The 14662-nt window shown below is 66.3% G+C and carries 11 protein-coding genes; 4 read left to right on the top strand and 7 right to left on the bottom strand.

Annotation, left to right across the window (positions count from 1 at the left end; translation table 11 throughout):
- From WAQ08_RS15320 to WAQ08_RS15300, 5 genes are all read right to left on the bottom strand, one after another.
- The coding region (locus WAQ08_RS15320) for a tandem-95 repeat protein (RefSeq protein WP_422192637.1) at nucleotides 1-3533 on the bottom strand (3533 nt) is incomplete at its 3' end.
- 311 nt (nucleotides 3534-3844) lie between these two features.
- Complete coding sequence (locus tag WAQ08_RS15315) at nucleotides 3845-5281, bottom strand: HlyD family type I secretion periplasmic adaptor subunit (RefSeq protein WP_422192639.1); 1437 nt, start codon at nucleotides 5279-5281, stop codon at nucleotides 3845-3847.
- 15 nt (nucleotides 5282-5296) lie between these two features.
- Nucleotides 5297-7432: a type I secretion system permease/ATPase gene (locus WAQ08_RS15310; RefSeq protein WP_422192635.1), complete on the bottom strand. Its 2136-nt coding sequence runs from the start codon at nucleotides 7430-7432 to the stop codon at nucleotides 5297-5299.
- A 133-nt stretch (nucleotides 7433-7565) separates the two neighbouring features.
- Nucleotides 7566-8111 (bottom strand): NUDIX hydrolase, encoded by a 546-nt coding sequence (locus WAQ08_RS15305; RefSeq protein ID WP_422192634.1) that lies wholly within the window; start codon nucleotides 8109-8111, stop codon nucleotides 7566-7568.
- A gap of 43 nt (nucleotides 8112-8154) precedes the next feature.
- Entirely contained in the window at nucleotides 8155-8754 is a 600-nt protein-coding gene (locus WAQ08_RS15300) for a chorismate--pyruvate lyase family protein (protein ID WP_422192632.1), read from the bottom strand.
- A gap of 94 nt (nucleotides 8755-8848) precedes the next feature.
- On the opposite strand from WAQ08_RS15300, the gene pgeF reads away from it, so the two are divergent.
- Nucleotides 8849-9748: a peptidoglycan editing factor PgeF gene (gene pgeF / locus WAQ08_RS15295; protein ID WP_422192630.1), complete on the top strand. Its 900-nt coding sequence runs from the start codon at nucleotides 8849-8851 to the stop codon at nucleotides 9746-9748.
- Here the strand turns inward: pgeF and WAQ08_RS15290 are convergent.
- Nucleotides 9674-9976 carry a hypothetical protein gene (locus WAQ08_RS15290; RefSeq protein ID WP_422192629.1) on the bottom strand — a complete coding sequence of 101 codons (303 nt, stop codon included), beginning with the start codon at nucleotides 9974-9976 and terminating at the stop codon, nucleotides 9674-9676. The two genes, pgeF and WAQ08_RS15290, sit on opposite strands and share 75 nt — an antisense overlap.
- A 201-nt stretch (nucleotides 9977-10177) precedes the next feature.
- Between WAQ08_RS15290 and phaC the strand changes: the two genes are divergently transcribed.
- The 3 genes from phaC to phbB all read left to right on the top strand — a co-directional run bounded on the left by phaC (nucleotide 10178) and on the right by phbB (nucleotide 14192).
- Nucleotides 10178-12073 (top strand): class I poly(R)-hydroxyalkanoic acid synthase, encoded by a 1896-nt coding sequence (gene phaC, locus WAQ08_RS15285; protein WP_422192627.1) that lies wholly within the window; start codon nucleotides 10178-10180, stop codon nucleotides 12071-12073.
- A 68-nt stretch (nucleotides 12074-12141) separates the two neighbouring features.
- The gene (locus tag WAQ08_RS15280; RefSeq protein ID WP_422192626.1) at nucleotides 12142-13320 is read left to right on the top strand and encodes an acetyl-CoA C-acetyltransferase; all 1179 of its coding nucleotides are present in this window, start codon (nucleotides 12142-12144) and stop codon (nucleotides 13318-13320) included.
- 134 nt (nucleotides 13321-13454) lie between these two features.
- Nucleotides 13455-14192, top strand: coding sequence for an acetoacetyl-CoA reductase (gene phbB, locus WAQ08_RS15275; protein WP_422192625.1), 738 nt, complete (start codon nucleotides 13455-13457; stop codon nucleotides 14190-14192).
- Between the two features lie 196 nt (nucleotides 14193-14388).
- Here the strand turns inward: phbB and WAQ08_RS15270 are convergent, their stop codons facing one another.
- On the bottom strand, nucleotides 14389-14643 hold the full coding sequence (locus WAQ08_RS15270) for a hypothetical protein (protein WP_422192624.1): 255 nt from the start codon (nucleotides 14641-14643) through the stop codon (nucleotides 14389-14391).
- Nucleotides 14644-14662: the final 19 nt, after the last annotated feature.

Here is a 14662-nt window from a genome sequence, read left to right as displayed (position 1 = left end):
GTGCCGTCGGCGTTGACGGCCACGGTGCCGTTGGCCGGGCTCTTGTTGCCCAGGGCGAAGGTCAGCGTGTCGCCATCGACGTCGGTGGCCTTGACCTGGCCAGAGACGGGTGTGTCTTCAGGCGTGGAGGCCTTGTAGTTGCCGGTGCTCGGGTCGTAGTTGATGCCCGGGAAATCGGGGTTCGTGGGCTCGTCGGTGATGACGGGCGGATCGTTCACCGGTGTTACGCCGATGGTGACGGTGGAGGTGGCCTTGCCGCCATGGCCGTCATCGACCAGCACGGTGAAGCTGTCGGAGCCGTTGTAGTCCTTGTTGGGCGTGTAGGTCCAGGTGCCATCGGCCTTGACGGCCACGGTGCCGTTGGCCGGGCTCTTGTTGCCCAGGGCGAAGGTCAGCGTGTCGCCATCGACGTCGGTGGCCTTGACCTGGCCGGAGACCGGTGTGTCTTCAGGCGTGGAGGCCTTGTAGTTGCCGGTGGTCGGGTCGTAGGTGGTGCCGGGATGGTCGGGGTTGGCCGGGGTGTCGGTGATGACGGGTGGGTCATTGACCGGGTTCACGCCGATGGTGACGGTGGAGGTGGCCTTGCCACCATGGCCGTCATCGACCAGCACGGTGAAGCTGTCGCTGCCGTTGTAATCCTTGCCCGGAGTGTAGGTCCAGGTGCCATCGGCATTGACGACCACGTTGCCATGGGCCGGGCTGGCACTGCCCAGGGTGTAGGTCAGCGTGTCGCCATTGGCGTCAGTGGCCTTGACCTGGCCGGAGACGGGGGTGTCCTCGTCCGTGGTGACCTTGTAGTTGCCCGTGACCGGGTCGAAGGTCTGGCCAGGCACGTCCGGATCAGTGAGCTCCGGCACGTTGTTCTCCGCCGAGCCGCTGCCTTGCGCGGTCACGTTGGTGACGGTGTCGTACACGGTCGCCGTGGCGGTGACCTTGATGTCACCCACGTGGTCGCTGGGCAGGGTCATGACCAGGCCGGTGACCGTGACCGCATGCGTGACAGGGTCGATCACCACCTGGTAGTCGCCGTTGCTCGACAACGGCAAGGTCCAGGTGCCGTCCGGGTTCTTCGTGCCTGCCGACAGCGTGGCATCGCCAGGCACCGAGATCACCAGGGCGCTGACATGCTCGGAGTAATCGATGTCGGTCGGCGTGGCCGTCACGCTGATCGGAATGCTCTCGCTCTTGACGTAGGTGACGTTGTTGATCAGGTAGTCGTCATGGGTCCCAGGCGCCGTGAAATCGATACGGCTGATCGGGGTGCCGTTGTCGGCCTTGAGCGTGATCGCTGGGTCGATCTGGTCGGTGATGCCGGTGACCACGCCGCTGCCGATGACATTGCCATTGGCGTCGTACAAGGTGTAGGCGGCATGCTCCGTCGGCGACAGCCACGAGAACTGGACCGTGGCGCTGCTGGCCGGGTGGTCGAAGGCAATGGACAGCTTTTCAGAACGCTGGGTGGTGCTGTCGTATCCCAGTTCGGTGGGCTCGCCGTCGTTCCCCGTGTCCGGGGAGGCGCTGCCAGCGACGCCGAAGCCGGCCACTTGGCTTCCGTTCACAGCGCTGACCGCGCCGGAGGAGCCGTCGAAATTGGTGGCGGTGACCTTGAAGCCAAGGTCTGTGGCCGTGGCGTTGTCCTTGGTGATCGTCACGACGTCAGGGCTGGCCTTGCCGAGCGATACGGCGACCAGGGGGATGTCGGCCACGGGGGCGATGTTCACTGTCACCGTCGAGGTGACCTTGCCGCCATGGCCGTCGTCCACCACCACGGTGAAGCTGTCGCTGCCGCTGAAATCCTTGCTCGGCGTGTAGGTGTAGCTGCCATCGGCGGCGATCTCCACAGTGCCGTGGGCCGGCTGGGCGTTACCCAGGGTAAAGGTCAACGTGTCGCCGTCCACGTCTGTGGCGGCCACCTTGCCCACCACCTTCGTGTCTTCCGAGGTGGATATCTTGTAGGTGTCCGTGGTCGGGTCGAAGTTCTGGTTCGGCACGTCCGGATCGGTGAACACGGGCGGGTCGTTCACCGGCGTGATGCCGATGGTGACGGTGGACGTGGCGAAGCCGCCATGACCGTCGCTGACCAGCACCGTGAAGCTGTCGGAGCCGTTGTAATCCTTGTTGGGCGTGTAGGTCCAGGTGCCGTCGGGGTTGACGGCCACGGTGCCGTTGGCCGGGCTCTTGTTGCCCAGGGCGAAGGTCAGCACGTCGCCATCGACATCGGTGGCCTTGACCTGGCCGGAGATGGGGGTGTCCTCAGGCGTAGTGACGTTGTAGTTGCCGGTCTGGGGATCGAAGCCGGTGTAGTCGGGCGTGTTGGGATCACCGGGGATATCGGTGATCACGGGCGGGTCGTTGACGGGGGTGATGCCGATGCTGACAGTGGACGTGGCGAAGCCGCCATGGCCGTCGCTGACCAGCACCGTGAAGCTGTCGGAGCCGTTGTAATCCTTGTTGGGCGTGTAGGTCCAGGTGCCGTCGGGGTTGACGACCACGGTGCCGTTGGCCGGGCTCTTGTTGCCCAGGGCGAAGGTCAGCACGTCGCCATCGACATCGGTGGCCTTGACCTGGCCGGACACGGGCGTGTCCTCAGGCGTGGTCAGTTGGTAGTTGCCGGTGGTCGGATCGAAGGTGGTGCCGGGGTGATCCGGATCGTTGGGCACATCGGTGATGACAGGCGGGTCGTTCACGGGCGTGATGCCGATCAACACGGTGGACGTGGCGGTGCCACCGCGGCCGTCGGACACGATCACGGTGAAGGCGTCGCTGCCGTTGTAGTCCTTGCCGGGGGCGTAGGTCCAGGTGCCGTCCGCGTTGACGACCACGGTGCCGTGGGCCGGAGAAGTACCGCTCAGGGTGTAGGTCAGCGGGTCGCCATCGGCGTCGGTGGCCTTGACCTGGCCGGACACAGGGGTGTCCTCGGGCGTTGTGACGTTGTAGTTGCCGGTGGTCGGATCGAAGGAGGTCGTGGGGCGGTCAGGATCGGTGGGCGTGTCGGTGATCACCGGTGCGTCGTTGGCATTGACCAGCGGCACGGCGGTCTGCGCGTTCTGAACCTGGGCGCGGTTACCCGTGCCGTAGTTGAACTCCTGCGCGCTGACGACTTCGGTCACGCGGTCCACGCGCAGGCCTTCGCCCAGCGTGCCGCCACCGCCGCCGCCGGCCAGACCGGCCGCGGTCGCGTCTTCTTCGTTGCCGGTGTTCACGGCAGCGATCACGTCGTCGAGGTTGTCACCAGCGCCCAGCACCGTGGCGGCCATCTTGGCCTTGGCGGTGCCAGCGTCGGGTTTCGAAGCCGTAGCGGCGTCGTCTGCAGCCGTGGTGTTCAGGGGCGCATTGTCACGAGGGGCCCACAGCTTGCCTTCCGCATCCTTCACCTGGATCTGGGCGCCAGCCGCAGAGATGATGCGATCGCCGGGGTGGATGACGTCGCCGACTTGCAGGGGACGGGCCGGGCCGCCGGTGGCGGGGATGACGCTGACATTGCCCTTCAGGCTGCTGACGGTGCCGACGGGCACTTGTGCGGTGGTGACCATGGAAATCCTCTCGAAACGTAACAACCGGCCGGGCTCTAGATTGAAGCCCGCACCCCCCGCGAGCAAGGGGTTGACGCTGGGCGCCTGAGAACTAGTGCACTTCTGGGCCGGATATTTATGCGCTTAAGCCCCTCCGTCAGGCCGTCCGCGTTGTCTTGCATCCGCAAGCCCCGCGTCACGACGGACGAACCCATGGCTCAAGCTGGCCGCTATTTCGGCAGCCTGGGCCGGAAATGAAGGAATTGCGCACGGATTTGTGCGCAGGAAGGGCATGTTGCGCGCAGGGTCTTCCCAGGCCCTGGCACGGGTTTTCAGCGCTCGCGCAGGGCGTAGGTCTTGGCCTTGAGCACGGGCTTGAGCAGGTAGGACATCACCGTTTTCTTGCCGGTCAGGATGTCCACTTCGGCGGTCATGCCCGGGATGATGGGCATCTTTTCACCGAAATTGGGCTGCGCGGTGCGCACACGCACCACGTAATAAGTGTTCACGCCGCGCTCGTCCGTGATGGTGTCCGGGCTGATGTTCTCGACCTGGGCGTCCAGGCCACCGTAGATGGAGAAGTCATAGGCCGTGAACTTCACGGTGGCGTTTTGGCCGGGGTGGATGAAGGCGATGTCCTTGGGCTGGATCTTGGCCTCCAGCACCAGGGCGTCGTCCAGCGGTACGATCTCGACGATGTCCTTGCCGGGCTGGACCACGCCGCCCACGGTGTTGGCCATCAGGCGCTGCACGCGGCCGCGCACGGGTGATTTCACCTGGGCCTTGTCCACCTTGTCGACCAGGGCAACAGCGCCTTCGGTCAGGCTGTTCAGACGGCCCAGGGTTTCGGACAGATCCTTGCGCGCCTCGTTACGGAAGGACAGCTCGGTTTCCTGGATTTTGCGCGAGGCTTCGGCGATGGAGGCCTGCACGCGGGCGCTCTGGGCGCTGGCCTGTTCCATGTCGCCGCGGGCGCGGGTCACGTCGCGCTCCAGGCGCAGCACTTCCACCTCGGAGACGGCGCCGGTGGCCAGCAGGGGGCGCGTCTTGCTCAGCTCCTGCTGCGACAGCTCCAGGCTGCGGGTGGCCGATTCACGCTTGGCGCGCACCTCGGAAAGCTCCTGCTGGCGCTGGGCCAACTGCTGTTGGCTGATGCCGACCAGGGCCGACAACTCCGAGCGCTTGGAATCGTAGAGCTGGCTTTCCTCGTCGACCACGCGCTGCTCTTCCGGGCCGCCGGCAATGGGGGGCACGAAGCTCGTGCCTTCGGCCAGCGCCTTCAGGCGGATGGATTTGACCTTGAGCGAGAAGGTCTGGGCGGCGCTTTCGCGCACGCCGGAGGTGGCGCGGGTCTCGTCGATCCGCAGCAGGAGTTGGCCGGCCTCGACGACCTGGCCTTCCTGCACCTTGATCTCGGTCACCACGCCGCCGTCCAGCGCCTGGATCACCTGCAACTGCTTGGAGGGCACGACCTTGGCCTCGCCTTTGGTTACCTCATCGACATGGGCAAACGTGGCCCACACGATCAGCAGCACCACGATCAGCAGGGCCGTGCGCACCAGCGTCTGGGCGCGGTAGGTGGTGGCGGTGGACATCACCGCGTCGGCCTGCAGCTCGAAATTGCGCATGCCGGCATCGGCGGCCGTGGCGGGCGATACGCGCTGGCCAGTGATGCTGTCCAGGATGCGGTCGGTGATGGGGGCCACACGCACGCGGATGGCTTCGAGCAGGCCCAGCACGGATTTGCCGGCGTTCATGAGCTTGTTCATCATGTCGGCGCCTCCTCAGCTTGCCCGGGCGATGCGGCCGGCAGACAGCGCCTGCAGGATGCGTTCGCGCGGACCATCGGCCACGATCTTGCCTTGGTCGACCACGATCACGCGGTCCACGAAGGACAGCATCGAGGTGCGGTGCGTGACCAGCAGCACCGTCTTGCCTTGGGCGAACTCGGCCATGCGCTGGGTCACGTAGGCTTCGGTGGAGAAGTCCATCGCGCTGGTGGGCTCATCGAGCAGCAGCAGCGGGGCGTTGTGCAATACGGCGCGCGCAATGCCCACGCTCTGGCGCTGGCCGCCCGAGAGCAGTTCGCCGCGCTCGCCCACCTGCATGTCGAAGCCCTGCGGGTGGCGGTGCACGAAGTCGGTCATGCCGGCCATCTCGGCCGCAGCCACCACGGATTCATCCACCGCGTGCGGCATGCCGAAGGTGATGTTGTCGCGCAGCGAGCCGTAGAACAGGGTCACGTCCTGCGAGACATAACCCAGGTTGCGGCGCACGTCGGCCGGGTCCAGCTGGCGCATGTCGATGCCGTCGAGCAGCACCGAGCCTTCCTTGGGCTGGTACAGGCCCAGCACCAGCTTCTGGATCGTGGTCTTGCCTGAACCCACCTTGCCGATGAAGGCCACCTTCTCGCCAGGGTTGATCTTGAAGCTCACGCCGTCGAGCGCCGCATCCTGCCGGTTCGGGTAGGCGAAGGATACGTTGCGGAACTCGATCTCGCCCTTGAGCTCGCGGCGCTGGATGAAGGTCTTGTCCGCCGGCCGTTCGACCGGGTTGGCCATGATCTGTTCCAGCGATTCGAGCGCGGTGCGGGCGCCCTGGTACTGCATCAAGAGGCCCACGATCTGCCCGGCGGGTGCCAGCGCGCGGCCGGCCAGCATGTTGGCGGCGATCAGGCCCCCCATGGTCAGGCTCTTGTCGGTGATCAGGTAGACACCGATGATCACGATGGTGACCGACACCAGTTGCTGCAGCGTCGAGGTGCTGTACATCGCGCTGGACGACAGCCCGCGCATCTTCACGTTGGTGGCGGCCAGGAACTCGTTAGCACGCTCCCAGCGCGACTGGATGACGCTTTCGGCGCCCTGGGCCTTGATGGTCTCGATGCCGGTCAGGCTCTCCACCAGGGTGGCGTTGCGCTGGGCCGAGGCCTGGTAGGTGGTCTGAGACAGCTCATGCAGGCGATGCTGCAGCACGTAGCCGGCCACCAGCACGGTCAGGAACACGATCACCACCGGGATCACCAGCCAGGGCGAGATCCAGGCGATCACCGCCACGAACAACAGGCCGAAGGGCAGGTCGATCAGCGCGGTGACGGTGCTCGACGCGATGAAGTCGCGCACCTGCTCGAAGCCGCGCAGGTTGGAAGCGAAGGAGCCCACCGACTGTGGCCGGTTCTCCAGCTTCATGCCCAGCACGCTTTCCATCAGCCGTGCCGAGATCTTCACGTCGATGCGGGCGCTGGCCTCGTCCACAAAGTGGCTGCGCAGCAGGCGCATGAACAGATCGCCGCCCAGCACCAGGGCCACGCCCACGGCCAGGGCCCACAAGGTCTCGACCGCGTGGTTGGGCACCACGCGGTCATACACGTTCATCGAGAACAGGGGGAAGGCCAGCGCGAACAGGTTGACCAGCAGCGCGGCCCACAGCACATCCTTGTAAACGAAGCGCTGGGCCAGCACCGCGCCCCAGAACCAGTGGCCCGAGCGAGTGGCGCGGACTTCGGGCGCGCGTTCGTCGAAACGGAAGTGCGGCCGGGCGAACAGCACCACGCCGCTGAACCGGGCCGACAGCTCCTCGGCGCTCAACGTCAGGGCGCCCTGGCCTGTCTCGGGGAACAGCACGCGCAGGCGGCCATCGGCCTCCCGCCCCAGCAGCACGCAGGCATGGTTGCCCTGCAGCAGCAGGATGGCAGGCAGCGTGAGGGCGTCGATCTGGTCCAGCGGCAGGCGCTGCACGCGCGTGGCCAGGCCGGCGCGGGCGGCGGCACGCTCGGCCAGGGTCAGGCTCAGGGGGCCCTTGTCCAGCGGCAGCCCGGCCGACAGCGAGGCGCGCGAGGCGCTCAGGCCATGCAGGCGGCAGACCTCGATCAAGCAATCGAGCAGGGGATCGGGGGCGATGAGATCCTCGCGCAGCCGCAAGGCTGTACCAGCCTCGGGAGGCTTAGGGCCTTCGGATGGAGCGAGAGGGCCTGCCTGTGGTTTGTCAGGTGCGTTCATGAGCCTGTGGCGCGCCCCTTTGAGGGAGCATCGCGCTTAGAGTCAACAGTGTCGTTCAGCGGATATCGGCACAATGCACGCCAAATTGACCCGCACGTCGATCAGCGAAGAAGCGCTCCAGCGTCAGTTTCACCGTCCGGAAAGCCAGCTCCTGCCAGGGGATCTCGGCCTCGGTGAACAGCTTGGCCTCAATGGTCTCGGGGCCAGGGTTGAAATTGGTGTCCAGCAGGCGCGCGCGGTAGAACAGGTGCACCTGGCCGGCATTGACCACGTCCAGCACACAGTACAGCCCCTGCATCTCGATGCGCGCCCCGGCTTCTTCATCGGTTTCCCGGCGAGCGCCTTCTTCGCAAGTTTCGCCCAGTTCCATGAACCCTGCCGGCAGTGTCCAGTAACCCTTGCGAGGCTCGATGTTTCGGCGGCACAGCAGCACCTGGTCGCCCCAGACGGGCACGGTGCCGACCACGTTCAGCGGGTTGACATACTGGATGTGCCCGCAGGAGGGGCACACGGCTCGTTCCCGGTTGTCGTCATCAGGGATGCGATGATCGACCCGTGTGCCACACATGGGGCAATGCTCGATGCGCCGTGAAAAATGCATGGTGTCCAGTGTAGAGCATGCCCATGGTGCGATCGCCACTGTCTCAAGGAGTGAAACGGCCCCTCATGCACGGCGCGAAAGACTCCATCACCCGCAGGGGCGCCCCGTGGTGCCAGAACACCGATTGGCGGGCCCAGCCCGGTGGCTTGGTGGTGATGGCCGGGCGGTTCGCTTGCCTGGCCAGGCGCTGCCAGTCGCGCCGAGCTCGGGTCTGCTGGGGGCCGGTACGTTGCCAGTCATGTTGCGCCAGGCGGCCGCGTCGAACCCGGGCATGGCTGAACAGCAGTTCGGCCAGCGGGCGGGTGCCCAGGCCCTTCAGGGCCTTCCAGGGGCCTTTCAAGGCGCGGGGCGTGGTCACGCTGCGCGCCCACACCATGGGCTGGCCGTCCACGCACAGGATGACTTCGCGGACATGGCCACTGGTTTGCCGCAACAGGCGGCGCTCGGTGGGCCACAGGCGCTTCGTGCCCTGGCTCATCACCTCGACGTGCACGGTGCCCAGGGCGCGCAGGCGGGCGGTCAGCGAGCCGGGGGCTTTCAGCCAGCGGCGCAGCGCCGGCGAGACCGGTTGCACCGGCCAGTGCAATGCCTTGGCCCGCCGTGCATGGGCGCGTGTGGCCTGAGGGGAGGAACGGGGTAGCATCGGGGCGGCATCTTAGCCCCGAGCCTGGCAGGGGCTGTCCGCTTTCAGTGGCCCAAGCCTGCAGGGGGGGCTTCTTTGAGCACAGCTTTACGCCATGACCGAGTATCTCGCTGCTACCACCGATACCCCCGATGACCCCCTGGGGCCCTTGGCCTGGCCTGCGCAACCCGGAGTGCGGGCGTGGATGAGCACGCGCCACTGGCCGGTAGGCCAGGCTGCGCGCTTGACCCATCGTCTGCCTGATGGGTTGCCGGTACCCAGTCACGCACCTTACGACGATGTCAACTTCGGGGATCATGTCGGCGATGATCCGGCCACTGTGGCGGCCCACCGCCATGCCCTGGCGCAGGTGCTGGGTGCGCATCCCTTCTGGCTGAACCAGGTGCATGGCCACCGCGTGGTCCGGCTGGGGCAGGGCGAGGCCGCCGGCTGGCTGGTCGACGGCCAGGCCTGGGATCCCGCCGAGCCGGTGCAGGCCGATGGCAGTTGGACGACCGAGCCTGGCGTGGCCTGCGCGGTGATGGTGGCCGATTGCCTGCCCGTGCTGCTGGCCGCACCCGGGCAGCGCGGTGTAGCGGCCCTGCATGCGGGTTGGCGTGGCCTGGCGGGGGCTGGCGCCATGGCAGGGCAGGGCGTGCTGGACACCGGCGTGGCGGCCCTGTGCGAGGGCACGGGCAGTGCCCCTTCTGAGCTGCAAGCCTGGTTGGGCCCTTGTATCGGTCCGACGGCTTTCGAGGTGGGCGCCGATGTGTTGCAGGGCTTCGGGGCCGATCCGCAAGCGCCGGCTACACCACTGTTCAAGCCTGTGGGCGCTTCGGGCAAATGGCTGGCCGATCTGGCAGGGCTGGCACGGCACCGGCTGGCTGCCCTGGGGGTGACCCAGGTGGCTGGCGGGCGCTGGTGCACCGTCAGCGATGCCTCAAGGTTCTTTTCGTTCCGGCGCGATGGCGTCACCGGCCGGCAGGCCGCCTGCATCTGGCTGGACAGATCCTGAGTCGGCTGAGGCCTCGGGCACAGCGGCCCGGGCTTCCGCCTCACGCAAGCGGCGTCGCCGCATGGGCGTGTTCATCAGGTAGATCACCAGGGCCAGCGGCGCCACACCGTACAGCAGCAGCGTGAACAGGCCGCCCAGGATGGAGCCCTGCGGGCCGAACGCTTCGGCCACCGCCATCATCACGGCCACATACATCCACGCAATCACCACGATCCACATGGGGGTCATTGTGACCGCAGTGCGTCATGTCGGAACTCGGCGGTAAGGCCATCGCGCGGGTTGTTGTCTGCGGTCATCAAACCATCGGGCAAATCCGCGTAAAACCAGGGCCTGTGTCGTTGCCCTGGGGAAAAACGGCCCAGAATAGGCAGGCATATATCGCGTCTCTCAACGACGCCTTCACGTTGAAAGAGCCCTAAGAGGAGACCTATGGCCGCCACACCCCGGCGCCGCGCATCTGCCGCGGTCAAGAAGCCTGCTTCGTCCGACAAGACCGGTCCCTCGACCGCCGCGCCATTGAAGGCCGTGCCTCAGCCGCGCGCACGCACGGCAGCGTCCCCCATCAAGGACAAGCCCGCCGGCACCGCCCGCGCCCGTGCCGCCAACGCATCGCAAGCCCAATCGGCGGATGCCGCGAACGCGTTCGGTCTGCCACCGGTCGGCCAAGCGGTCGATGCCGTCGAAACCGTGGCCCAGGAGGTTGGCTCGCTGGCGCAATCCGTGGCCAGCCTGAGCGTGGCGCCCGATCGCCTCACCCAGATCCAGCAGGATTATCTGCAGCAAGCGGCTGACCTGTGGAACCGCGCGCTCACCCAGCCCGAGTCCATCGCGCTGAAGGACCGCCGCTTCGCCTCGCCCGAATGGACACGCCAGCCCGGCTCGGCCTTCATGGCCTCGATGTACCTGCTCAACGCCAGCACGCTCAAGCAGCTGGCCGACAGCCTGCAGGGCGATGACAAAACCCGTGAGCGCGTGCGCTTCGCCGTGCAGCAGTGGGTGGATGCATCCTCGCCGTCCAACTTCCTGGCACTCAACCCGGAAGCGCAAAAGCTGGCGCTGGACACCCAGGGCGAAAGCCTCAAGCAGGGCATCCAGCACCTGCTGGGCGACATTCGCCAGGGCCACATGTCGCAGACCGACGAATCCGTGTTCGAGGTGGGCCGCAACGTGGCCACCACCGAAGGCACCGTGGTCTTCGAGACCCCTTTCTTCCAGCTGATCGAGTACAAGCCGCTGACGGAGAAGGTCCGCGAGCGGCCCTTCCTGCTGGTGCCCCCGTGCATCAACAAGTACTACATCCTCGATCTGCAGCCCGACAACTCGCTGGTGCGTTATGCCTTGTCGCAAGGCCAGCGCGTGTTCATCGTCAGCTGGGTCAATGCCGACGAGAGTCTGGCGCAGGCCACCTGGGACGACTACACCGAGCAAGGCGTGATGCGCGCCATCCAGGCCGTGCAGGACATCACCGGCGCCGAGCAGATCAACGCCTTGGGCTTCTGCATCGGCGGCACGCTGCTGGCCTCGGCACTGGCCGTGCTCGACGCGCGCGACGAACACCCCGTGGCCAGCCTGACCCTGCTCACGTCCTTCCTGGATTTCGTCAACACCGGCACGATCGATGTCTTCGTGGACGAAGCCCTGGTGCACATGCGCGAACTCACCATCGGCGCGCAGAGCCCCCAGGGCGGCGGCCTGATGAAGGGCAGCGAGCTGGCGACGACCTTCTCGTTCCTGCGGGCCAACGACCTGGTGTGGAACTACGTGGTGGGCAACTACCTCAAAGGCGAGACACCGCCCGCCTTCGACCTGCTGTACTGGAACAGCGACAGCACCAACCTGCCTGGCCCAATGTACTGCTGGTACCTGCGCAATACCTACCTCGAGAACAAGCTCAAGCAGCCCAACGCCCTGAAGGTGTGTGGCACGCCGCTGGACCTGCGCCGCCTGACCATGCCCACCTTCGTGTATGGCTCGCGCGAAGACCACATCGTGCCCTGGGACAGCGCCTACGCCTCCACGCAGTTGGTGGGCGGGCCGACCACCTTCGTGCTGGGCGCCTCGGGCCACATCGCTGGTGTGATCAACCCGCCCGAGAAAAAGAAGCGCAGCTTCTGGCAGGCGCGGGCCGGTGCCGGTTCGCTGCCGCCCAAGCCGGCCGACTGGCTGCAGGCGGCGGATGAGCAACCCGGCAGTTGGTGGCCGACCTGGGCCGCGTGGCTGGACGAACACGGCGGCCGTTGGATCAAGGCGCCGGCCGCAGCGGGAAGTAAGGACTATCCCGCGATCGAGCCTGCCCCGGGGCGTTATGTCAAGCGCCGGGCGTGATTTTTGCGATATGCCTGCTAAGGTAGGCCCAAGTGGCCAGCAGGCTTGACCCCCTGAAGGAGAACCCCATGACCGACATCGTGATCGTCGCCGCTTCCCGCACAGCAGTGGGCAAGTTCGGTGGCACCCTGGCCAAGACACCCGCCGCCGAGCTGGGTGCCATCGTCATCCAGGACCTGCTCAAGCGCACGGGCCTGGCTGGCGAGCAGATCAACGAGGTCATCCTGGGCCAGGTGCTGCAGGCGGGTTGCGGCCAGAACCCGGCGCGCCAGGCCGTGATCAAGTCTGGCCTGCCGCAGGGCGTGCCGGGCTACACCATCAACAAGGTGTGCGGCTCGGGCCTCAAGGCCGTGATGCTGGCCGCCCAGGCCATCCGCGATGGTGATTCGGACATCGTGATCGCCGGTGGTCAGGAAAGCATGAGCCTGTCGCCGCACGTGCTGCCCGGCTCACGTGATGGCCAGCGCATGGGCAACTGGTCGATGATCGATTCCATGATCACCGACGGCCTGTGGGACGTCTACAACCAGTACCACATGGGCATCACCGCCGAGAACGTGGCCAAGCAGTACGGCATCAGCCGTGCCGAACAGGACGCGCTGGCGCTGGCCTCGCAGCAGAAGGCGGCGGTCGCCCAGGAGTCCGGTCGCTTCAAGGATGAGATCGCGCCCGTGACGATCCCGCAGAAGAAGGGCGATCCCATCGTCTTCGACGCGGACGAGTACATCAACCGCAAGACCAACGCCGATGCCCTGGCCGGGTTGCGCCCAGCCTTCGACAAGGCCGGCAGCGTGACGGCGGGCAATGCCTCGGGCCTCAATGACGGCGCGGCCGCCGTGGTGGTGATGAGCGCCAAGAAGGCTGAAGCACTCGGCCTCAAGCCCCTGGCGCGCATTGCCTCGTACGCCAACGCGGCGCTGGACCCGGCCTACATGGGCATGGGCCCGGTGCCTGCCTCGCGCCGGGCACTGGAGCGTGCCGGCTGGAAGGCCGCCGATCTGGACCTGCTCGAGATCAACGAAGCCTTTGCCGCGCAGGCCTGCGCGGTGCACAAGGAAATGGGCTGGGACACCAGCAAGGTCAACGTCAACGGCGGCGCCATCGCCATCGGCCATCCCATCGGCGCCTCGGGCTGCCGGATCCTGGTCACGCTGCTGCACGAGATGCAAAAGCGTGATGCCAAGAAGGGCATCGCTTCGCTGTGCATCGGTGGCGGCATGGGCGTGGCGCTCACCGTCGAGCGTTGATCCCGGTAGACCTGGCCAGCATCTTGCTCTTTGGTTTTCTCCTTGGGCCCGCGCCACCTTGCTGACAACGCGCGCGGGCACTTTGTTTCTTCACCAACGACAGCATTCACATCCCCAACGAGGAGTATTCAAAAATGGCTCAAAAAGTGGCTTACGTGACCGGCGGCATGGGCGGCATCGGCACGTCGATCTGCCAGCGTCTGCACCGCGACGGCCTGATCGTCATCGCCGGCTGCGGCCCCAGCCGTGACCACGTGAAGTGGCTGGACGAGCAGAAGGCCCTGGGTTACACCTTCTATGCCTCTGTGGGCAACGTGGCCGATTGGGAGTCGACCGTCGAGGCCTTCAAGAAGGCCCGCGCCGAGCACGGCCCGATCGACGTGCTGGTCAACAACGCCGGCATCACGCGTGATGGCATGTTCCGCAAGATGACCAAGGCCGATTGGGATGCGGTGATGGACACCAACCTCAACAGCCTGTTCAACGTGACCAAGCAGGTCATCGACGACATGGTCGATCGTGGCTGGGGCCGCGTCGTCAACATCAGCTCGGTGAACGGCGAGAAGGGTCAGTTCGGCCAGACCAACTATTCCGCCGCCAAGGCCGGCATGCACGGCTTCACGATGGCCCTGGCCCAGGAAGTGGCCAACAAGGGCGTGACGGTCAACACCGTGTCGCCGGGCTACATCGGCACCGACATGGTCCGCGCCATCCGCCAAGATGTGCTGGACAAGATCGTGGCCACGATCCCCGTCAAGCGCCTGGGCACGCCCGAGGAAATCGCCTCCATGGTGTCCTGGGTGTCCAGCGACGAAGCCGGCTTTGCCACCGGCGCTGATTTCTCAATCAACGGCGGCCTGCACATGGGCTGACGAGGCCGTATGGTGCCCCCGCTGTGACAGGTGGTGGCACTTGCAGCCAGGGCCTGCGTCGAGCAGGCCACAAAAATCCCCGCCCACCTTTGCGGTGCGCGGGGATTTTTCATGGGCGAGCGCCATGGGGTGGGCGGCCTCGGGCTCCATGGAGGGGGCCACGCCCTTGATGTCTTTGACGCCCTTGGGCGTTGGCTCAGGCGGCGGCTTCGAGTTCGGCGGCCATGCGGTCCAGTGCCGCGCAGACATCGGCGAAGCGGCCGGCGATGACGGTGCGGCGGGCATCCGATGGGTCGCGGTGGATGCGCAGCCGGTTGGCCCGGGGCTGCAGCGGCGTGACCGCGGCCGAAGACGCCGGGTTGGCGCCGCCTGCGGGCGAGCGTTGTGTGGCCGGTGCCTGGGTGCGAGCTTGTTCCCGAACAGCCAGTGCGCGTGCGAAGTGATGAATCATGGTGAACTCCGATCAGACT

The sequence above is a fragment of the Aquabacterium sp. genome (assembly GCF_049274795.1).
In the GTDB taxonomy this organism is placed as follows: Bacteria; Pseudomonadota; Gammaproteobacteria; order Burkholderiales; family Burkholderiaceae_C; genus Aquabacterium.
The sequence above is the reverse complement of the archived record's forward strand: the minus strand, read 5'-3'. Positions and strand labels throughout refer to the sequence as shown.